The organism is Cryptosporangium japonicum (genome assembly GCF_039524755.1).
GTDB lineage: Bacteria > Actinomycetota > Actinomycetes > Mycobacteriales > Cryptosporangiaceae > Cryptosporangium > Cryptosporangium japonicum.
The window spans coordinates 59,169-78,322 of record NZ_BAAAGX010000032.1 but is presented as its reverse complement, the minus strand read 5'-3'; the positions used below and the strand labels follow the sequence as shown (position 1 = coordinate 78,322).

Sequence of the window (19,154 nt, the reverse complement as noted above, 5' to 3'; positions counted from 1 at the left end):
TCGGAACGGGACCGCTTCGGCCGGCGCGCTCCCGGACCTGGCGCCGGACACGTCGATGGCCCGGACCGATCGGCGCCGGACACGTCGATGGCCCGGTCCGCAGTGCGGGCCGGGCCATCGAAGCGAGGCTTACTTCTCCGCGACCACGTCGAGGGAGATGTTCGCCGACACGTCGGGGTGCAGGCGCACCGCGACCTTGTGCGACCCGGTCGTCTTGATGTGACCGGGCAGCTCGAGGCGACGCTTGTCGAGCTCCGGGCCACCGGCCCGGACGACCGCGGCGACGACGTCGGCGGCGGTGACCGAGCCGAACAGCCGGCCGCCCTCGCCGGCGCGGGTCGCGAGCTGAACCTTCAGCTTCTCGACCTCGGCCTTGATCTCCTGGGCGTGACCGAGGTCGCGCACCTGGCGAGCGTCACGCGCGCGCTTGATCTGCGCGACCTGCTTCTCCTGGCCGCGGGTGGCCGCGATGGCCTTGCCCTGCGGCAGCAGGAAGTTGCGACCGTAGCCGTCCTTCACCTCGACGATGTCGCCGGGCGAACCGAGACCACTGACCTCAGAGGTGAGGATGATCTTCATTTCCTCGCCTTCCTCAGCGCGCGGTGCTGGTGTAGGGCAGCAGCGCCATCTCGCGGGCGTTCTTGATCGCGCGAGCGATCTGCCGCTGCTGCTGGCTCGACACACCGGTCACTCGACGGGCACGGATCTTGCCGCGGTCGGAAATGAACTTCCGCAGCAGCGCCGTGTCCTTGTAGTCGATGTAGGTGATCTTGTCTTTGTCGAGCGGGTTGATCTTCTTCTTGGGCTTCCGCACGGGCGGCTTGGCCATGGGTCTTCCTTACTCTGCTCTGGCTATCAGTGGCTCTACGCGGCTGTGGCCGACGCGGCGTCAGAAGGGGGGTTCGTCGGCGAACGCGCCGCCGCCGCCCCCTCCGGCCGGAGTCGACACGGCCCAGGGGTCGTCCGCAGGCGCCCCACCGCCGGAGTTACCGCCGCCGCCGGAACCGGACGAGCCGTAACCGCCGCCGGAGCCACCACCACCGCGGGTCGTCTTGTTGACCCGCGCGGTCGCGCTGCGGAGCGACGGGCCGACCTCGTCGACCTCGACCTCGAAAACGGTGCGCTTCTCGCCCTCGCGCGTCTCGTAGGACCGCTGCCGGAGCCGGCCCTGGATGATGACGCGCATGCCGCGCTGCAGCGACTCGGCCACGTTCTCCGCCGCCTGACGCCAGACGTTGCAGGTGAGGAAGAGGCTTTCGCCGTCCTTCCACTCCCCGCTCTGCCGGTCGTAGGTACGCGGCGTCGACGCGATACGGAACTTCGCCACAGCCGCGCCACTCGGGGTGAAGCGCAGCTCGGGGTCGTCAACAAGGTTGCCGACCAGGGTGATGACGGTTTCGCCTGCCATGGGGTGCGATCCTCCTCAACCGGTTTCGTCGGACACCATGCACGAGGGGTACGACGAAAATCGGTTGATCTCAGCGCATCAGCGCTGGTCGGGGCGGATGACCTTCGTCCGCAGAACGGACTCGTTGAGGTTCAGCTGACGGTCGAGCTCCGCAACGGCCGGAGGCTCCGAGTTCAGGTCGACGATGGCGTAGATGCCTTCGACCTTCTTGTTGATCTCGTACGAGAGCCGACGGCGGCCCCATACGTCGACCTTCTCGACGCTGCCACCGGCAGTGCGGATCACGTTGAGGAACGTGTCGAGCGAGGGCTGGACAGTGCGTTCCTCGAGATCGGGGTCGAGGATCACCATGACTTCGTAATGACGCAAGGTAGAACCCACCTCCTTTGGACTCAGGCGGTCACGGTCGGTCCGTGACAGGAGGGTCGATTGCGTCATGCAATCCCGACCACCTTACCAGCGACCACGGAGCGCAACCGCCCCGAGCGACGCCCTGTGGATCAGGCGCGGCGGCGAACCGCTCGACGGGCCCGGCTGGCCGCCTGCGAATGGGCCCCGACCTCGACCACCGGGCGGCAGGCCAGCACCGTGCGGAACCCGGCCGTACCCAGCCCCACCGCGACGACGAGCGAGAGCAGCACGACGAGTCCCAGCTGGTCGTGCCGGCTGGAGAAGCCCGGGAACGGCGGAAGGGCAGGAGTCTCCTCGACGTCGGAGTCCTCGGCGTCCGGCCGCGCCGGGCCCGAGGGGGTGGCGGCTCCGCCCTCATCCGCGTCCTCCCGGTGTCCGCGCCGGTCACCCGCGGCAGCCGGGGACGAGGGTGCCGCCGAGGTGGCGGAGCTCGCGGGACCGTCGGTCGGGGCCGGGTCCGGGGTCACGTCCGGGCTAGGTGTCGAACCGAACTCCTCGGACGTGGAGCCGCGCTCGTCGGACGAGGTGGCGGGGTCGGCGGCCGACGGATCGTCGGAGGCTTCGCTCTCGACGGACTCGTCGTCGTCGGACTCGGTACCGAGGTCCTCGTCGACGCCGTTCTTCGCTTGTCGCTTGGCTTCCTTCTTGGCTTGTTTCGCGGCCTTCTTCTCTTCCTTCTCCTCGGCCTTCTCGGCTTTGCCCTCGCCGTTGCCGTTCCCGTTGCCCTGCGTGGGCACACCGGCCAACCCGATCGCCGGCGGTTGGACGACGAGCACCGATCGCACCGTCGACACGGTGAGCCGCCCCGCCGAGACCGTCGTCGTCCGGATCCGCGTCACCTCGCGCGTCGTGGTCACCGACACCTCGACGTCCACCGGATCGGCTCGACCGACGGCCGGAACGGCCACCCCACCCACGAGCAGGCCGAGTAGCGCCGCCAGCGTGAGGAGTGCAGGAGGCGCGGCCACGCGCTGCTGATGTCCTGACACCGGCCCTCCCGTACCGCAGCCCGCGATGGTCTACCGAAGCCAACGACGTCACCCGACGGCGGTGACGCACGCTCTCTAGGGGCAGCCCCGCACCGGGCGCGGCGCTCGTGACACAGGGCCTAGGCTCACGTTCCATGCGAATCGGTGCCCATGTCGACCCCGCCGACCCACTGGCCGCCGCCTCCGTTCGCGGCGCCGACGTGGTCCAGTTCTTCCTCGGTGACCCGCAAGGCTGGAAAAAACCGGTGCCGCGCGACGACGCCGAGGCGTTGAAAGCCAGCGACGTCGACGTCTACATCCACGCGCCGTACGTCATCAACCTGGCCAGCACCAACAACCGCATCCGCATCCCGTCCCGGAAGATCCTCGGCCAGCACGCCGAGGCCGCTGCCGGCGTCGGAGCGAAAGGGCTGATCGTCCACGGCGGCCACGTCGGCAAGGGAGACGACGCCGAGGTCGGCTTCGAGAACTGGCGCAAGGCGTTCGCGCAGGCCGCCGAGTCCGGTGGGTTCCCGCTGCCGATCCTGGTCGAGAACACCGCCGGCGGTGACAACGCGATGGCCCGCCGGTTCGACCGGCTGGCGATGCTGTGGGACGCGATCGGCGAGTACGAGCCCGGTTTCTGCCTCGACACCTGCCACGCCCACGCCGGCGGCGAGGACCTGCTGGACATCGTCGACCGGGTGAAGGCGATCACCGGTCGCATCGACCTGGTGCACGTCAACGACTCCAAGGACCCGTTCGACTCCGGTCGCGACCGGCACGAGAACCTCGGCAGCGGCCAGATCGACCCCGACCTGATCGTCGCCACCGTGAAAGCGGCCGGTGCGCCGGCGATCTGCGAAACCCCCGGCGGTGACGACGGGCAGAGCGCCGATATCCAGTTCCTGAAGGAGCGGCTGGCCAAGTGAGCGTGGCGGTACCGGAGAGAGTCCGACGCTTCGGCACCAGCGAGTTCACGCTCGTCGGCGTGGGATTCGCGCTCGTCGCGGTGATCCTCACCTGGCCGACGCTGAAGCACCCGGCCACCACCATCCCCCAGGACACGTTCGACCCGCTGCTGATCGCGTGGGAGATCGCCTGGGGCGGGCACGCGCTGCTCACCCAGCCGGGCGCGCTCTGGCAGGCCAACGTGCTCTTCCCCGAGCACGACTCGTTCGCGTTCACCGACAGCCTGCTCGGCTACGCCCCGCTGGGTTTTTTCGGCGAGGGCCCGACCGCTGCGGTCGTCCGCTACAACATCGCGTACGTCCTGGCGTTCTACCTGGCGTCGGTCGGCGGCTACGCGCTCGCGAGGCGACTCGGCTCGGCCTGGCCCGGCGCCGTGCTGGCCGGTCTCGCCGTCGGCTACGCGCCGTGGCGGCTCGGGCAGGCCGGCCACCTGCACGTGCTCTCCACCGGCGGTATCGCGCTGGCGCTGGCCGCGCTGGCCAAGGGGCACGGGTACTCGTTCACCCGCGGCTTCCGCCCCGAGGAGGTGCGGCCGGGCTGGGCGGCGGCCGGCTGGGGGTTGGCCTGCTGGCAGATCACGATCGGCTTCGGCGTCGGTCTGCCGTTCGGGTACGTGCTCGGCGGCATCTGTCTGGCGTCCGCGATCGGCTGGCTGGTCACCGGCCGCCCGCGACTGCCGAAGAAACTCCTGATCGCCGACGGCGTCGGAATGCTCGCGTTCCTGACGATCACGGCGCTGATGGCCCGCCCGTACCTGCGAGTCGTCGAGGCCCACCCGTACGCCCGGCGCACCGAGGCCGACCTCGGGCTGTTCTCCCCGCCGTTCCGCGGGTTCCTCACCGCGCCGGAGACGTCCTGGCTGTGGGGTGAATCGTCGGCCCGGGCGCGGGAGACGCTGGTCTGGGCACCGGAGATGACGATGCTGCCCGGCATCTTCGTCGGCGCGGCCGCGGTCGTCGGCCTGTTCATCAGTTCCTGGACGCTGCGGCAGCGGATCCTGCTCTGGGTGGCCACCGCGGTCAGCCTCGTCCTCGGCATGGGCACGACGTTCCTCGGCAGTGGCGAGCTCGGTTACCTGCTGCTCTACCGCTACCTGCCGGGCTGGGACGCGATCCGCACCCCGGGTCGCCTGGTCGTGTGGACCAGCCTGCTGCTCGCGATCCTCGCCGCCGGCGCGATCACCGCGATCGGCGAGCGCTTCGCGAAACCGACCGGCTGGCCGCGGTTCGTCGTCGCGCTCGCGCTGATCCCGGCCCTGCTGGTGGGCGTCGAAGGCATCAACACGACGCCGCACCCGCGGGTGCCGGCCCAGCCGCAGTCGTTCAAGGACATCGTCGGTCCGGCGCTCGTGCTGCCCAGCGACGCCCGCGACCAGTGGGTGATGCTCTGGTCGACCGACGGGTTCCCGAAGATCGTCAACGGTGGCTCGGGCTTCACCCCGCAGTCGCAGTCGACGATCCGGGAAGCGGCCAAGGAGTTCCCGAGCGAGCGGAGCATCGCCTACTTCCGCCGCCTCGGTATCAACACCGTGCTGGTGCTCCAGTCCGGCGACCTCAGCGCGGTCGGCGGGGAGTACCAGAACGCGCTGACGGCCGACGTGAGCGGGCTAGACGTCCGACGCAGCGACCGCGGCGACGGGGTGTTGTTCGACCTTCGGTGAGCGGGGCGGGGGTGTCTCGTCGAGCACCCCGCCCTCCGGATCGTCGACGCCGTCGCGCCGGACCACGTCCAGTTCCGGCCGCAGGATCTCGCGGATCACCAGACCGCAGAGCACGGCGACGCTCACCCACCGGCCGATGCTCGCCAGCGTGAACGCCGCCTCCGGGAGCACCGTGGTCTTGCCACCGGAGACCCGGATCAGGATCTGGTAGAAGCTGAAGAAGTAGGCGAGCTCGGCGGCCTGCCAGATCAGGATCGCCCGCCACTTCGGCCGGGCCAGCACCGCGAGTGGGATCAGCCACAGCACGAACTGCTGCGACCAGACCTTGTTCGTCAGCAGGAACGCGGCCACCACCAGGAACGCCACCTGGCCGAGCCGCGGCCTGCGCTTGGCGAAGAGCACCAGCGCGGCGATGCCGATGCAGCACAGCGTGAACGTCAACCAGGCCACCGTGTTCAACGCCGGGATGTGCTCACCGAGCCAGACGAACGGCGGCAACCCGAGCTCCGGCTTGCCCTCGGCGTCCCGGCCGACCGGGATGTGGGTGCCGATGTACCAGAACGTGCCCCAGTCGATCGGCCGCTCCGACGACAGCCGGAAGAAGCGCGACCAGCCGTCCGGCGCCATGATCGCGAACGGCACGTTGATCACCAGCCAGGTGAAGACACCGGTGCTGACGGTGACCAGCGCCGAGAGACGCGCCTCCGCCGTCCGCCGTCGGAAGCAGAGCAGCACCAGCGGACCGAGGATGAGCAGCGGGTAGAACTTCGCCGCGGTCGCCAACCCGAAGAACACGCCGGCCCAGCCGGCCCGTTTGCGCGACCAGGCGAGGATCGCCAGTGCGGTCAGCGCGATCGCCAGGTAGTCCCAGTTGACGGTCGCGGTGACGAACACCGCGGGGGCGAGCGCGACGATCGCCCCGTCCCATGGTCGTCGTTCCCGGGTGCGGACCACCGCCCAGGCCGTCACGAGACCGAAGCCGGCCAGCGCCAGAGCTGTCAGGTCGTAGAAGACCGTGCCCTCGTTGATGTTGCCGGGCGTCAGCGCGTCGACGGCTCCGCTGGAGATCAGCGCGTGCACCGGGAGCCCGATGACGCCCATCATGATGCCGGTGAGCACCGGGTACTCGACGTCGTGGTCGAGGTAGGGGACGTACCCCTTGTTCAGCTCCTCGGCGTAATAGAGCGCCAGGACGTCGGTGTAGCACGCGTTGCGGTACTGGTCGTAGTTCTCCCAGGCGCCGTCCCGGCAGGGGGACTTCTGCACCCAGTTGAACGCGAACACCAGCGTGGTCAACAGCAGGATGACCTGCAGTGGCGTCCAGAACCGACGGCGGAGCGTTGCGTGCCGGCCCAGCGGGCCGCCCACGGCCCCGGACAGGCCCGCCACGACCGGATCGCGGTGGCTCGGGAGCACGATGTCGACGTCGGTTCGCTCGGTCACGCCCCGATCCTGCCGCACGGGGCAAAGCCGGGTGCGACAGCGCCCCGCCCGGCGGCTGCCGGGCGGGGCGCTGTCGACTCGGTCGGCGCTAGTTGGGCCAGATGCTGCCGTCTTGCTGTTGGCCGTCGGGATTCTCACCCTGCTGCCCGTCACCATTGGTGCCGTCCGACGGGCTCGGCGACTGGCCGTTGTCTCCGTACCAGGGGGCACCGTCGTTCTGGCCGTCGGGGTTGTTCGGATCCGGCGTGTCCGACGGCGTCGGGTCCGGTTCCTCGGTCGGCGCGTTGCCGAGCTTGTCGCCCTCGCGCAGCGGCTCGGCGAACTTCTCCTTCTCGACGCCCGTGAGCGTCGTCTTCATGAACGAGCTCCAGATGCGGCCGGGGATCCCGGAGCCGTAGACGCGGCCGCCGTTCACCTGGTCCTTGAGCTTGATGTCCTTGTCGGCGCCGCTACCGACCCAGACCGCGGTGGCCAGGTTGGGCGTGTAACCGCACATCCAGGCGTGGGCGTTGTCGTCGGTGTTCTGGTACTGCTGCGTGCCGGTCTTGATCGCGGCGTCCCGGTTGATCTTGTTCTTCGACGACTTGTCGTAGACCTGCTGCATGGCGTACGAGACGTCACGGCCCACCGACTTGTCGAACGCCTGCACCGGCTGCGACGGGTTGTCCGCCCGGTTGTAGAGCACGGTCTTGCCGTCGGCATCGAGGACCTTCGAGACGAAGTACGGCTCGTGGTACGTGCCGTAGCTCGCGAACGTCGCGTAGCCGGCCGCCTGCTCGAGCACCGAGACCGAGTACTGACCGATACCGATACCGGAGTTGATGCCCTTGCTGATCCGCTCCTCGACCGGCATGCCGTCGAGCGTCTTGACGCCGGCCTTCTCCGCCAGCCGTGCCACCTTCTTAGCCCCGACCTCGAGGGTGAGGGCCCAGTACACGGTGTTGATCGACTGGACCGTCGCCTGGGTCAGCGTGCACTGCTTTCCACAGCTGTCGTCCTCGGAGTTGCGCAGCGGTGCTTCGCGGTCCTCGAACTTCTGCCCGGACGTGCCGTCCCACTTCGAGTCGATGCCGTAGCCCTCTTTGACGCCTTCCGCGAGGACGTAGGGCTTGAACGAGGAGCCGGCCGGGTGCGGTGCCGACGCCGAGGCGAGGTCGAGGTTGCCGTAACCGCGGTCACCGCCGTAGTAGGCCCGGACCGCGCCGTCCTTCGGGTCGATCGAGACCATGGCCGTGGCCATGTCCTTGTCCTGGCCCTTGAGCTGTTCTTGCGACGCCTTCTCGGCGGCCTTCTGGGCCTTGTTGCTGATCGTCGTCAGCACGGTCAGGCCACCGGTGTTGATGTCCTGCTCGCTGAAGCCGAGTTTCTTGAGCTCGGCCTCTACCTTCTGCCCGAGGATGCCGGTGGACCCGCTCCGCCACTCACCGGTGCGCTTGGCCTCCGGCAGCACCTTCGGGTAGGCCAGCGACGCCCGGGAGGCCTCGTCGAGGTGGCCGGTCGCGACCATCTGGTCGAGTACGTAGCCCCAGCGCCCCTGGGCGCTCTCCGGCTTGTTCGCCGGATCGAAGTTCGTCGGGTCCTTGATGACCGCGGCGAGAACCGCGCCTTCCTCGGGCGTGATCTTGTCGATGTTCTTGCCGAAGTACGCCTGCGCGGCCTGCTGGATGCCCCAGGCACCGCGGCCGAAGTAGATCGTGTTCAGGTAACCCTCGAGGATCTCGTCCTTCGAGAGGGTGTCGGAGAGCTTCCTCGCGAGGATGATCTCCTTGACCTTGCGGGTGTAGCTCCGCTCCTTGGTCATCTTGAACACGTTGCGGATGTACTGCTGGGTGATCGTCGAGCCACCGCCGGCGCCCTCGTCGCCCTTGACCAGACCCCACACCGCACGGGCGGTTCCCCGGAACGAGACGCCCTTGTTGTTCTCGAAGTCCGGGTCCTCCACCGCGGTCACGGCGTACTGGACGTGTTTGGGCACCTTGCTCAGCGGCACTTCGACCCGGTTCTCGGCCGAGAACGTGGCGAAGGTGATGTTGTCGGAGAACTGGAGCTGCGTGGTGCCGCTGGCCTCGGGGATCGGCGGCAGTACGGTGCTCGCGTAGGCCACCCCGCCACCGACGAGACCGAGCAGCATCGCGACCGCGGTGGTCACCCCGACGCCGATCAAGATCTTCTTGCGGCGTCCAGGCTTTTTGACCTTTTTCGGCGAATTCGGTGCCATACCACCGAATTCTGGGAGTAACTGGTCGTCTTCCAGCGCCGCCGCGCGGCTGCGCGGTCCGAGACCGGCCGGACGATCACCGCCGGCGCTGCCGTAGGTGGTTCCGGACGAGACGTTCGAGCCGTACGTGGTACCGCCGGACGCGCTGCTCGAGCCGTAGGTCGTGCCGCCGCTGGAGCCGTACGTGGTGCCACCGCTGGAGCCGTACGTGGTGCCGCTGCGACCGGCCGCCGACGATCCGTACGTGGTGCCGGACGACGAACTTCCCGACGCCGCACTCGAGCCGTACGTGGTACCGCCGGAAGCGGCGCCCGAACCGTAGGTGGTGCCGGACGAGCCACCGGACGAACCGCCGTAGACGGTGCCGCCGCCCACTCTGGCCGCACCGCTCGACGCCGATCCGCCGTAGACGGTCCCGCTCGACGAACGCTCGCGCGCGTCGGGGTTACCGTCACCACCCTCGGGGGTCTGGCCGTAACTCATACGCCCACCATGCCCCGGAAGGACCAAGCGATCAAAACAGCCCCGCGCTCCTGTGACACGCCGCTCACAGAGCAATCACCATTTCCCACGCCTTGCCGTAAACGGGCCTTCACTGACCGAGTCTCCCCTATGGCATAGGCACCACGGGCCAACCCGGTCACATCCTTAACCAGCTTTAATCCAAACGACAGACAGCAGCCGGTTGATCACTGGTCAGTAGACCGTGCCCTGACAACCCGCTGGGAGTCAGGGCGAGAAATCGAGCCGTACGGGGGATCAGTCCGCCGCTCGTCGCCGGTCGTCGGCGTCGTCGCCGAGACCGTCGCGTCCCAACACGTATTTCTCCACCAGATGGTTCCAGCCGCAACCGCGGCACACCTCGACGACGTAGACGTCGAAGGCCCGGTAGTGCGCGGCCAGCACGGCCAGCTCCGCGCGCGGGCGCGCCTGTCCCGCCGACGCGCGCAACTCGTCGCCGTAGATGTAGTTGACGTGCCACACCGGTTCGCGCCGGCAGATCGGGCACGGGGTCGTGGTGGCCTCACCGAAGAACTTCGACGCCCTGACCAGGTACGGCGATGCGTCGCAGACCTCCATCGTGGCGACCCGGCCCGCGTGGACCTCACGCAGAAGCGCACGGCGCTTCAACGTGTAGTCGACGACCTGCCTCTGGGTCCGCACAGCCGAAGAGTACGCCGTGACCGGGCGACCACTGAGGGTCGATGAATGCCCATGACGTGAATTACCCCCGTGTCCCGTGCGTCGAGGCATCGGTTGGATGTATCGTCTCGATACATCGGCGCGAGCCAACGCCAGATGGACGAGAGGAGGCCCGGCGGTGCTCGAGTTCGCGGTCTTGGGTCTCCTACACGAAGGCCCGATGCACGGGTACGAGCTGCGTAAGCGGCTGACGACCCTGCTCGGGGCGTTTCGTGCGGCGATTTCCTATGGGTCGCTCTATCCGACCCTCCGACGGCTCCAAGCGGGGGGATGGATCACCGAGGTCGCACCTGACCCCGACGACGTGGTCACCGCTCCGCCGCTCACCGGCCGACGGGGAAGAGTCGTCTACAAACTCACCGCCGAAGGCAAGGAGCGGTTCGCCGCCCTGCTCGCCGGCTCCGGCCCCGAGACCTACGACGACGACGAGGGTTTCGGCGTCCACTTCGCGTTCTTCAGCCGCACGGATGCGGCCACCCGGCTCCGGATCCTCGAGGGACGCCGGCGGCGGGTGGAGGAACGTCGGGACGGGTTGTCCCAGATGCTCGCCAGAGCAGGCGAGCGCTTGGACGCCTACACGCTCGAGCTGCAGCGCCATGGCTTGGAATCAGCCGACCGGGAGGTCCGCTGGATCAACGAGCTGATCGCCAAGGAGCAGGCCGGTCGCTCACCACGCGCCGGTCTGGAGCGCCCGGCGGCGGCTCCCGACGAGGAACTGTGAGCGCTCCAGTTCCTCAGGCAAACACTTTTACCGTGAGTTGAAACACAGAGAGGGAGGCCCCTATGGGCTCCGTACGTGTCGCCATCGTCGGCGTCGGCAACTGCGCCGCGTCGCTCGTGCAGGGCGTGCACTACTACCGTGACGCTGACCCCACGACGCGGGTGCCCGGGCTCATGCACGTCCAGTTCGGCGACTACCACGTCCGCGACGTCGAGTTCGTGGCCGCGTTCGACGTGGACGCCAAGAAGGTCGGGCGTGACCTCTCGGAGGCGATCGTCGCCAGCGAGAACAACACGATCCAGATCACCGAGGTGCCGCCGACCGGCGTCACCGTGCAGCGTGGTCACACCTTCGACGGCCTCGGCGAGTACTACCAGGAAATGGTCACCGAGTCCGACGACGAGCCGGTCGACGTCGTCCAGGCGCTGAAGGACGCGAAGGTCGACGTCCTGGTGTCGTACCTGCCGGTGGGCTCCGAGGACGCCGACCGCTTCTACGCCCAGGCCGCGATCGACGCCAAGGTCGCGTTCGTCAACGCGCTGCCGGTGTTCATCGCCTCCGACCCGGAGTGGGCCCAGAAGTTCACCGACGCCGGTGTGCCGATCGTCGGCGACGACATCAAGTCGCAGGTCGGCGCCACCATCACCCACCGCGTGATGGCCAAGCTGTTCGAGGACCGCGGGGTCGAGCTGCTGCGTACGTACCAGCTCAACTTCGGCGGCAACATGGACTTCATGAACATGCTGGAGCGCAAGCGCCTCCAGTCGAAGAAGATCTCCAAGACCCAGTCGGTCACCTCGCAGATCCCGCACGAAATGGAGAAGGCCGACGTTCACATCGGCCCGTCCGACTACGTGCCGTGGCTCGACGACCGCAAGTGGGCCTACGTCCGCCTCGAGGGCAAGGCGTTCGGCGACGTCCCGCTGAACCTGGAGTACAAGCTCGAGGTCTGGGACTCCCCGAACTCGGCCGGCGTCATCATCGACGCCGTTCGCGCCGCGAAGATCGCCAAGGACCGCGGTATCGGCGGCCCGATCAACTCGGTGTCGTCGTACCTGATGAAGTCGCCGCCGGAGCAGTACTCCGACGACGAGGCCAAGGCCGCCGTCGAGGCCTTCATCAAGGGCGAGATCTGATCTGACTCCTGAAGGGGCGCGGCCACCGGGCCGCGCCCCTTCAGAGTTTCAGCGACAGCAGGACCTGGTCGTAGCGGAACATGCCGAAGGCCACGAAGCCGCGGCGCCGCCCGTACTCGGTGAAGCCGAGCCGCTCGTACAGCCGGATCGCGTCCGTGTTGTCACCCCGGACGTCGAGCGTCAACGTCTCGATCCCGGCCTGGCGTGCGGACTCCGCCAACAGACTCACCAACCCGCGCCCGATGCCGGCTCCCCGGGCGCCGGGCGCGACGAACACCTTCTCGATGTCGGCGTTCACCCGCAGCGTCGGTCGCGAGTACCGGCGCCAGTAGCCGAAGCCGAGCACCGCCCCGCCCGCTCCCCCGGCCAGCACGCCGATCGCCTCTCGGCCCCGCACCGCGTCGACGACCTCGGCCAGCCACTCGTCGAACTCCGCGCGGCTCGGGATGGACGACCACCCGATCGCACCGCCGGACGCCACCACCCCGGCGACGACGCTGTAGAGATTCGCCGCCGTGCGTGCCGGTAACGGCCCGGTGAGCTGGGCAAACTCTGCCATCAGCCCGGCAGGTAGCCGTTGCGGTCTCGCCATAGTTCCACGTGGAACGGTGCCGCCGCCTGGTCCCGGGCCGGCCACCAGCGGTCCAGCACGCGCTGGGTGAGCGGCCCCAGCTCACCCTCGCCGAGCGACCGGGGATCGAGCCACCGCACCTCGACGATGCCCTCGTCCAGCTGGGGCACGGGCTCGACGTCCGTGTCCACCAGCGTGCCCCGGTAGAACGCGCCCAGCACCACGGTGCCGGTGTGCAGCCGGTACGAGGCGTAGGTGCAGATGAGCCGGTCCACCGACACGTCGACGCCGGCCTCCTCGCGGGCCTCCCGCACGGCGGCGGCTTCGAGCGTCTCGCCGGCTTCCTGACCGCCGCCGGGAACCTCCCAGCGCACCCCGGTGCGACGCTCCTGCCGAATCATCAGTAGTCGATCGTGGTGGAGAACGAGGACCGCGGCACCAGCGGTGGTGCGGGTCGGGGCAATGGGTGACACACCGGTCACTAAGCCTCCTAGGAGCGACGTTGTTCATGTTAGATCCACGGTCGGCGCCCGTACTCTGGGCGCCGTGAATGGCGCGTGGCGGGAGCTGGGCGGGCTGCTCCGGCGCCGCGAGTTCCGCCGCCTGTTCGGCGTCCGGCTCGCCGGGCAGTTCGGCGACGGCGTCTTCCAGGCCGCGCTGGCCGGCTCGGTGCTGTTCAACCCCGACCGGCAGACCGAACCGGTCGCGATCGCGCTGGGCTTCGCGGTGCTCCTGCTGCCGTACTCGGCGCTCGGCCCGTTCACCGGCATCTTGCTCGACCGCTATCCCCGGCGGAACGTGCTGCTCTGGGCCAACGTGGTCCGCGCCGCGGTGCTGGTGGGGGTCTCGGGCGTGCTCTGGGCCGGCGGACGCACCGGGCCGTTCCTGCTCCTCGCCCTGGTGGCGGTAGCGGTCAACCGGTTCATCCTCGGTGGGCTCTCGGCCGGCCTGCCGCACGTCGCCAACGACCGCGAGCTCGTCACCGCGAACGCACTGTCCCCGACCGCGGGCACCGTGGTGCTGACGCTCGGCGTCGGTGTCGCGGTGGGGCTGCGGAGCCTCGTCGACGCCGGTGACCTCGGGTACGCGGTGATCGTCCTGGTGTCCGCGGCCGCCTATCTACTGTCCGGTGCGCTCGCGGGCCGGTTCGCCGTCTCCGCGCTGGGGCCCGACCGGGACGACCCCACCGCACGTCTGGACACCGTGCGCTCCGTGGTGGCGGGGATGGCCGCCGGCGCACGTCACCTCGCCGAGCGCCGGGCCGCCGGGTACGGCCTGCTGACCGTCGGTCTCGGCCGGATCGGGTTCGGCGTCACGACGATGGCGCTCCTCCTGCTCTACCGCAACACGCTCGAGCGCACCGGCCTGTTCCCGAGCGGTGACACCGGGCTCGGGCAGGTCGTGCTCGCGACCGGCCTCGGCGCGTTCCTGGCCGCGGTCGTGACGCCCGGCGCGGTCCGGCTCATCTCGCGCCGGACCTGGATGGTGAGCCTGCTCGTCGTCGCCGCGGTGGCGTGGCCGGTGGTCGTCGCGGTGCCGCGGACCCCGGCCGTGGTCGCGGTCGCCGTGGTCACCGGGCTCGCCGCCCAGGGCGTCAAGATCCTGGTCGACGCCGGGGTGCAGTCCGAGGTCGACGACGAGTACCGCGGCCGGGTGTTCGCGCTCTACGACATGCTCTTCAACGTGTGCGTCGTCAGCGGGCTGCTGATCGGCGCGTTCGGTCTGCCGGACTCCGGCCGGTCCTGGCCGGTGTTCCTCGGTGTGGGGGCGGGGCACCTGCTCCTGGCCGGGTGGGTGGCGCGCTGGACCGTGCGTCACGGCTGGTCCGAGGTGAGCGTGACGACCCCGCGAGTGGGTAGCCACGCCCCGTGAGCTCGCCGTCACCGGCTGGCGGCTACTCCGCCGCCGGCCGGATTCCGTTCTCCGCGGCCCAGCGGAACAGCTCCGCCTCGGCCTCGTCGCGGCTGAGCTGACCCCGGTCGAGGCGCACCTCCTTGAGGTGCTTCCAGGCCTTGCCGACGATCGGGCCGGGCGGGACGCCGAGCAGCTCCATGATCGCGTTGCCGTCCAGATCGGGACGGATCCGCGCCAGGTCCTCCTCGGCCGCCAGACGCTCGATGCGTTCCTCGAGCGTGTCGTAGGAACGGGCCAGCGCCGCGGCTCGCCGCTTGTTCCGGGTGGTGCAGTCCGACCGGACCAGGCGGTGCAGCCGGGGCAGCAGGTCACCGGCGTCGGTGACGTACCGGCGCACGGCCGAGTCGGTCCACTCGCCCCGCCCGTACCCGTGGAACCGCAGGTGCAGGAAGACGAGCGTCGCGACCTGCTCGGTGACGTCCTTGGGGTAACGCAGTGCCTTCATCCGGCGGCGGGTCATCTTGGCCCCGACCACCTCGTGGTGGTGGAAGCTCACCCCGCCCTCGGACTGGATCTCCCTGGTGGCCGGCTTGCCGATGTCGTGCAGGAGCGCGGCCATGCGCAGCACGAAGTCCGGCCCGTCCGACTCCAGGTCGATGGCCTGCTTCAGCACCGTGAGCGTGTGCTCGTAGACGTCCTTGTGCTGGGCGTGCTCGTCGATCTCCATCCGCATGTTCGGCAGCTCGGGCAGCACGTGGGCGGCCAGCCCGGTGTCGACGAGCAGCCGCAGCCCGGTGACCGGGTCCGCGCCGAGGAGGAGCTTGGTCAGCTCGTCACGCACCCGCTCGGCGGTGATGCGGGTGATCTGGTCGGCCATCGCGGTCATCGCCGCCACGACCTCGGGAGCAACCGCGAACTTCAATTGCGACGCGAAGCGGGCCGCACGCAGCATCCGCAGCGGATCGTCGGCGAACGAGTCCTCGGGAGCACCGGGTGTCCGCATGATCCGGGCCGCCAGGTCGTCGAGACCGCCGTGCAGGTCCACGAACCGGTGGTCGGGCAGGCTCACGGCCATCGCGTTGACCGCGAAGTCGCGCCGGACCAGGTCGTCGGCGAGCGACTCCCCGTACCGCACCACCGGGTTCCGGCTCTGCCGGTCGTAGGCCTCGGCGCGGTAGGTGGTGATCTCCAGCCGCAGCCCGTGCCGGGCGGCGCCGACCGTGCCGAACTCGATCCCGGTGGTCCACGTGGCCTCGGCCCAGCCGTTGATCAGCTCGAGCACGCGGTCGGGGCGGGCATCGGTGCAGAAGTCGAGGTCGTCTCCGAGCCGGCCGAGCAGAGCGTCCCGTACCGAGCCACCGACGAGGTAGAGCTCGTGGCCGGCGGCTTGGAAGCGGCGACCGAGATCGTCGGCCACCGGGAAGACCCGGAGGAGCTCGGCGACGGCGCTCTGCTGAGCGGCGGTCAGAGAAGTAGGTGCGATAGGAGCCACAGTAAGACCAGTATCGGGAGACGGTTCGGGGGTTCGGGCTGAACCTTATCTATTGGCAGCCGCCGCCGACGCACGGGTTTTCCGCTTTATCACATCTGCGCGGCGGCGGTGCGACGGCCGTCCCGGTCACGAGCCGGTCCCTGGACGGCCTCACGGCGTTCACCCGACACGAGCGCTATCGTCAGCTTCATGGCCCGCCGAAGCTCCCCGCGTCGGCCCGGGGGTCCCGGGCGGCTGCGTCGGGTCGAAGAGGTCTCCGCAGGTGGTCTGGTCGTCCAGGGCGACGGCAGCCATCTCGAAGGCGCGCTGATCGGAAAACTCGACCGTCGCGGTCGTTTGCTCTGGTCGTTGCCCAAGGGACACGTCGAGGCCGGCGAGACGCTCGAACAGACCGCGGCCCGTGAAGTCGCCGAAGAGACCGGCATCGTCGGAGACGTGCTGGCGGCGCTCGGTACGGTCGACTACTGGTTCGTGTTCGAGGGCCGTCGCATCCACAAGACCGTGCACCATTTCCTCCTGGATGCGGTGGCCGGAGTGCTCTCCGACGCCGACGTGGAGGTGACCGAGGTGGCGTGGGTTCCGCTGGGCGAGATCCCGGAAAGGCTGGCTTACCCGGACGAGCGGAAGCTCATCGCCCGGGTGCCCGACCTGCTCGAGCGTCCTGCGTGACCGGGCCGGAGTCCGCCGACTTCGACCTGCGTCGACCGCGCTCGAACCTCTACGACCCGGACTCGACCGTGGTGCTGCCGACGCAGACGCCCGGCGAGGAGCCGACGGCCGTGCTCCCGACGATTTCGCAGCCCGTCGGCCCGGTCGCCACCGGAGCCGCGGAGCCCACCGTGCCGATCGCCCCACCGGTCGCACCGATCGCGCCGGGCCCGGAAGAGCCGGCCGGAAGCGGCAAGGACGGCGGGGCGCAGAGCGTCGCCCGCTCGAGCGGTGTCATGGCGCTGTTCAGCCTCGTTTCACGGGCAACCGGCTTCCTGCGCACCGCGGTCATCGGCGCCGCGATCGGCGGCGGCCTGGTCGGCAACGCCTACCAGGTCTCGAACACGCTCCCGAACATGTTGTACGAGTTCCTGCTCGGCGGCATCCTCACCAGCGTCGTCGTTCCGCTGCTGGTCACCGCGCGCAAACGCGACGCCGACGGCGGCGAGGCGTTCACCCACCGTCTCCTCACCGCGGCCGCGCTCCTGCTCGCCGCCGCGACCGCGGTCGCGCTGATCGCGGCCCCGCTGCTGACCGCGTTCTTCGCCGACTCGAACTCGACGTCGGCCAGCAGGCAGCTCACCACGACGCTGGCCTACCTCCTGCTGCCGGAGATCTTCTTCTACGGTCTGTCCGCGCTCCTCGGTGCCGTGCTTAACACGCGGAACCAGTTCGCGGCCCCGGCGTGGGCACCGATCCTCAACAACATCACGGTGATCGTCACCGCCGCGGTGTTCCTGCTGCTGCCGGGTCCGGCGACGCTCAACCCGGAGACGATCACCGGCGCTCAGGTCGCGGTTCTCGGCATCGGCACCACGCTCGGCATCGTGCTGCAGTCACTGGCGCTGTGGCCGGCACTGCGCAAGGTGGGCTTCCGCTGGAAGTGGCGCTTCGATCTGCGTGGCGCCGGCCTGGGTGAAGCCGGGCGGCTCGGCGCCTGGATGTTCGTCTACGTCGGCGTCAGCCAGCTCGGCCTGCTTCCCGTGATCAAGATCGCGAACTACGCCGGCAACCGCGGCGGGCCGGGGCCGCTGATCCACAACAACGCGTTCCTGATGTTCATGATGGTCCACGGCATCGTCGCGGTGAGCATCCTCACCGCGCTGCTGCCGCGGATGAGCGCGGCCGCGGCCGACCGGAACTTCCCCGAGGTCACCCGGAACCTCTCACTGGGCACCCGGCTCTCGTCGGTCGTCCTGGTTCCGGCCACGGCGGCGTATCTGGTGTTGGGCATCCCGCTCACCGTCACGGTTTTCCAGTGGGGTGAGTTCACCCACGATCAGGCGATCGCCACCGGCTACGCCACGATGGCGGCCGCGATCGGCCTGGTGCCGTTCGCGATCAGCCAGATGCAGATCTTCGCGTTCTACGCGCTCCGCGACACGAAGACACCGGCGCTGATCAACCTGCCGGTGGTCGTCGCGAAGATCGTCTTCGACCTCGGTGTCTTCTTCGTGGTGCCGGACGACTACGTCGTGGTCGGCCTGCAGTGCGGCAACACCGTCTCCTACATCGTCGCGGTGCTGGTCTCCGGTCACTTCCTCAAGCGTCGGCTGGGCAGCCTCGACACCGCGGCCTCGGTGCGGACGATCACTCGGCTGGGTCTCGCCGCGGTGGTCGCCGGCCTGGTCGGCTGGGGCGTCGCGTACGGCCTCCAGGCGGCCCTCGGTATCGGGAAGCTCGGCGCGTTCGTCTCCCTCGTCGTGGGTGGTGCCGTGCTCGTCGGCGTCTACGCGGTGGCGGCGTTGCGTCTGCGCGTCCCGGAGGTCGTCGACGTGGCGAACACCGTGAAGCGTCGCCTGCCCGGCCGCTGACGCGTAAACACGGAGGGTTATCCACAATCCTCGCGGAATAACGTGACGAAGCCCACGCCGCAGGTAGGGTCGTTTTGTCGCTCTGAACGGTGTCTCCGGGCCGACTACGCCACGTGACGTCTGAACCCATTAGTCGGGTTCACTTTTCCAACTGGCAACACGCTTCACATCTCACCGTTACCGCTTCGCGACGCGCCGAAGATGTCCCCAGCGGTACGTGAAATACCCGTGAAGTGGTACTAAATTAACAAATTGACTGTGACGCACGTCGCAAAGCACTGGCAACTCCCACGAGGCGCAGGTTCAGTTCTTCGCGGCAACTGACGCGGCAGCCAAGCCGCGCACACCGCCCGGATTCGCACGCCGAGCCCTGTCCACGAATCCGCGGTGTCCCGACGAGTAGCCAATCAAATGGACAGGAGCGGGGGACCCACACGCACGTGGGGTCGCCGGAGAACAGATCCGGCGCGATCCCTTGGGGTGAAGACGCGCTGAGCGCGACCGGGCACTACACCTTCCCGCCCGAACCCGACAGCTAACTCCGCAGGCGTGCACGGAAGGACTCTCCTTGCATA

General features: G+C 69.1%; 18 protein-coding genes and 1 riboswitch. Of the genes, 7 read left to right on the top strand and 11 right to left on the bottom strand.

The genetic code is table 11. The features are described 5' to 3' along the window. Window positions 1-129: 129 nt before the first annotated feature. The 5 genes from rplI to ABD437_RS34860 form a co-directional block, all read right to left on the bottom strand. Entirely contained in the window at window positions 130-579 is a 450-nt protein-coding gene (gene rplI, locus ABD437_RS34880; RefSeq protein WP_344653235.1) for a 50S ribosomal protein L9, read from the bottom strand. 13 nt (window positions 580-592) lie between these two features. Then, entirely contained in the window at window positions 593-829 is a 237-nt protein-coding gene (gene rpsR, locus ABD437_RS34875) for a 30S ribosomal protein S18 (RefSeq protein ID WP_035859653.1), read from the bottom strand. Between the two features lie 60 nt (window positions 830-889). After that, window positions 890-1,408, bottom strand: a complete 519-nt coding sequence (locus ABD437_RS34870) for a single-stranded DNA-binding protein (protein ID WP_344653234.1) — start codon at window positions 1,406-1,408, stop codon at window positions 890-892. Between the two features lie 78 nt (window positions 1,409-1,486). Further along, window positions 1,487-1,777 carry a 30S ribosomal protein S6 gene (gene rpsF / locus ABD437_RS34865; RefSeq protein WP_035859660.1) on the bottom strand — a complete coding sequence of 97 codons (291 nt, stop codon included), beginning with the start codon at window positions 1,775-1,777 and terminating at the stop codon, window positions 1,487-1,489. A 131-nt stretch (window positions 1,778-1,908) separates the two neighbouring features. Further along, window positions 1,909-2,787: a hypothetical protein gene (locus ABD437_RS34860; protein ID WP_344653233.1), complete on the bottom strand. Its 879-nt coding sequence runs from the start codon at window positions 2,785-2,787 to the stop codon at window positions 1,909-1,911. A 155-nt stretch (window positions 2,788-2,942) separates the two neighbouring features. Here ABD437_RS34860 and ABD437_RS34855 point away from each other — a divergent pair, with 155 nt between their 5' ends. Then, window positions 2,943-3,719 (top strand): deoxyribonuclease IV, encoded by a 777-nt coding sequence (locus ABD437_RS34855; RefSeq protein WP_344653232.1) that lies wholly within the window; start codon window positions 2,943-2,945, stop codon window positions 3,717-3,719. Then, window positions 3,716-5,419, top strand: a complete 1,704-nt coding sequence (locus tag ABD437_RS34850; RefSeq protein WP_344653231.1) for a hypothetical protein — start codon at window positions 3,716-3,718, stop codon at window positions 5,417-5,419. Before ABD437_RS34855 ends, ABD437_RS34850 begins: the two co-directional genes overlap by 4 nt. On the opposite strand, the gene ABD437_RS34845 is transcribed toward ABD437_RS34850, so the two are convergent. The 3 genes from ABD437_RS34845 to ABD437_RS34835 all read right to left on the bottom strand — a co-directional run bounded on the left by ABD437_RS34845 (window position 5,366) and on the right by ABD437_RS34835 (window position 10,244). After that, a complete protein-coding gene (locus ABD437_RS34845) occupies window positions 5,366-6,862 on the bottom strand; it encodes a glycosyltransferase family 87 protein (protein ID WP_344653230.1) in 1,497 nt (498 codons plus the stop codon). The two genes, ABD437_RS34850 and ABD437_RS34845, sit on opposite strands and share 54 nt — an antisense overlap. 88 nt (window positions 6,863-6,950) lie before the next feature. Continuing rightward, entirely contained in the window at window positions 6,951-9,563 is a 2,613-nt protein-coding gene (locus tag ABD437_RS34840; RefSeq protein WP_344653229.1) for a transglycosylase domain-containing protein, read from the bottom strand. A 276-nt stretch (window positions 9,564-9,839) separates the two neighbouring features. Next, window positions 9,840-10,244, bottom strand: coding sequence for a DUF5318 family protein (locus tag ABD437_RS34835; protein WP_344653228.1), 405 nt, complete (start codon window positions 10,242-10,244; stop codon window positions 9,840-9,842). A gap of 157 nt (window positions 10,245-10,401) precedes the next feature. Here ABD437_RS34835 and ABD437_RS34830 point away from each other — a divergent pair, with 157 nt between their 5' ends. Continuing rightward, on the top strand, window positions 10,402-11,004 hold the full coding sequence (locus tag ABD437_RS34830) for a PadR family transcriptional regulator (RefSeq protein WP_344653227.1): 603 nt from the start codon (window positions 10,402-10,404) through the stop codon (window positions 11,002-11,004). A 62-nt stretch (window positions 11,005-11,066) separates the two neighbouring features. Further along, complete coding sequence (locus ABD437_RS34825; RefSeq protein WP_344653226.1) at window positions 11,067-12,140, top strand: inositol-3-phosphate synthase; 1,074 nt, start codon at window positions 11,067-11,069, stop codon at window positions 12,138-12,140. A 40-nt stretch (window positions 12,141-12,180) separates the two neighbouring features. Here ABD437_RS34825 and ABD437_RS34820 read toward each other — a convergent pair whose 3' ends face one another. After that, window positions 12,181-12,699, bottom strand: coding sequence for a GNAT family N-acetyltransferase (locus ABD437_RS34820; protein WP_344653225.1), 519 nt, complete (start codon window positions 12,697-12,699; stop codon window positions 12,181-12,183). Beyond that, a complete protein-coding gene (locus ABD437_RS34815) occupies window positions 12,699-13,112 on the bottom strand; it encodes an NUDIX hydrolase (protein ID WP_425558311.1) in 414 nt (137 codons plus the stop codon). The genes ABD437_RS34820 and ABD437_RS34815 overlap by 1 nt, the downstream gene beginning before the upstream one ends. A gap of 145 nt (window positions 13,113-13,257) precedes the next feature. On the opposite strand from ABD437_RS34815, the gene ABD437_RS34810 reads away from it, so the two are divergent. Beyond that, entirely contained in the window at window positions 13,258-14,583 is a 1,326-nt protein-coding gene (locus tag ABD437_RS34810) for an MFS transporter (protein WP_344653223.1), read from the top strand. Window positions 14,584-14,605: 22 nt separating this feature from the next. On the opposite strand, the gene ABD437_RS34805 is transcribed toward ABD437_RS34810, so the two are convergent. Next, a complete protein-coding gene (locus ABD437_RS34805) occupies window positions 14,606-16,057 on the bottom strand; it encodes a CCA tRNA nucleotidyltransferase (protein WP_344653222.1) in 1,452 nt (483 codons plus the stop codon). 189 nt (window positions 16,058-16,246) lie between these two features. On the opposite strand from ABD437_RS34805, the gene ABD437_RS34800 reads away from it, so the two are divergent. Together ABD437_RS34800 and murJ are read left to right on the top strand one after the other, a co-directional pair. After that, window positions 16,247-16,726, top strand: a complete 480-nt coding sequence (locus tag ABD437_RS34800) for an NUDIX hydrolase (RefSeq protein WP_344653221.1) — start codon at window positions 16,247-16,249, stop codon at window positions 16,724-16,726. After that, on the top strand, window positions 16,723-18,579 hold the full coding sequence (gene murJ / locus ABD437_RS34795) for a murein biosynthesis integral membrane protein MurJ (RefSeq protein WP_344653220.1): 1,857 nt from the start codon (window positions 16,723-16,725) through the stop codon (window positions 18,577-18,579). The genes ABD437_RS34800 and murJ overlap by 4 nt, the downstream gene beginning before the upstream one ends. Before the next feature lie 391 nt (window positions 18,580-18,970). Further along, a riboswitch (cyclic di-AMP (ydaO/yuaA leader) is annotated at window positions 18,971-19,144 on the top strand. Window positions 19,145-19,154: the final 10 nt, after the last annotated feature.

Coding starts and splice junctions, on each gene's coding strand:
- ABD437_RS34800 (WP_344653221.1), top strand. CDS start 16,247: ATGGCCCGCCGAAGCTCCCCGCGTCGGCCCGGGGGTCCCGGGCGGCTG.
- ABD437_RS34825 (WP_344653226.1), top strand. CDS start 11,067: ATGGGCTCCGTACGTGTCGCCATCGTCGGCGTCGGCAACTGCGCCGCG.
- ABD437_RS34870 (WP_344653234.1), bottom strand. CDS start 1,408: ATGGCAGGCGAAACCGTCATCACCCTGGTCGGCAACCTTGTTGACGAC.
- ABD437_RS34820 (WP_344653225.1), bottom strand. CDS start 12,699: ATGGCAGAGTTTGCCCAGCTCACCGGGCCGTTACCGGCACGCACGGCG.
- rpsR (WP_035859653.1), bottom strand. CDS start 829: ATGGCCAAGCCGCCCGTGCGGAAGCCCAAGAAGAAGATCAACCCGCTC.
- rplI (WP_344653235.1), bottom strand. CDS start 579: ATGAAGATCATCCTCACCTCTGAGGTCAGTGGTCTCGGTTCGCCCGGC.
- ABD437_RS34840 (WP_344653229.1), bottom strand. CDS start 9,563: ATGAGTTACGGCCAGACCCCCGAGGGTGGTGACGGTAACCCCGACGCG.
- ABD437_RS34855 (WP_344653232.1), top strand. CDS start 2,943: ATGCGAATCGGTGCCCATGTCGACCCCGCCGACCCACTGGCCGCCGCC.
- ABD437_RS34815 (WP_425558311.1), bottom strand. CDS start 13,112: ATGATTCGGCAGGAGCGTCGCACCGGGGTGCGCTGGGAGGTTCCCGGC.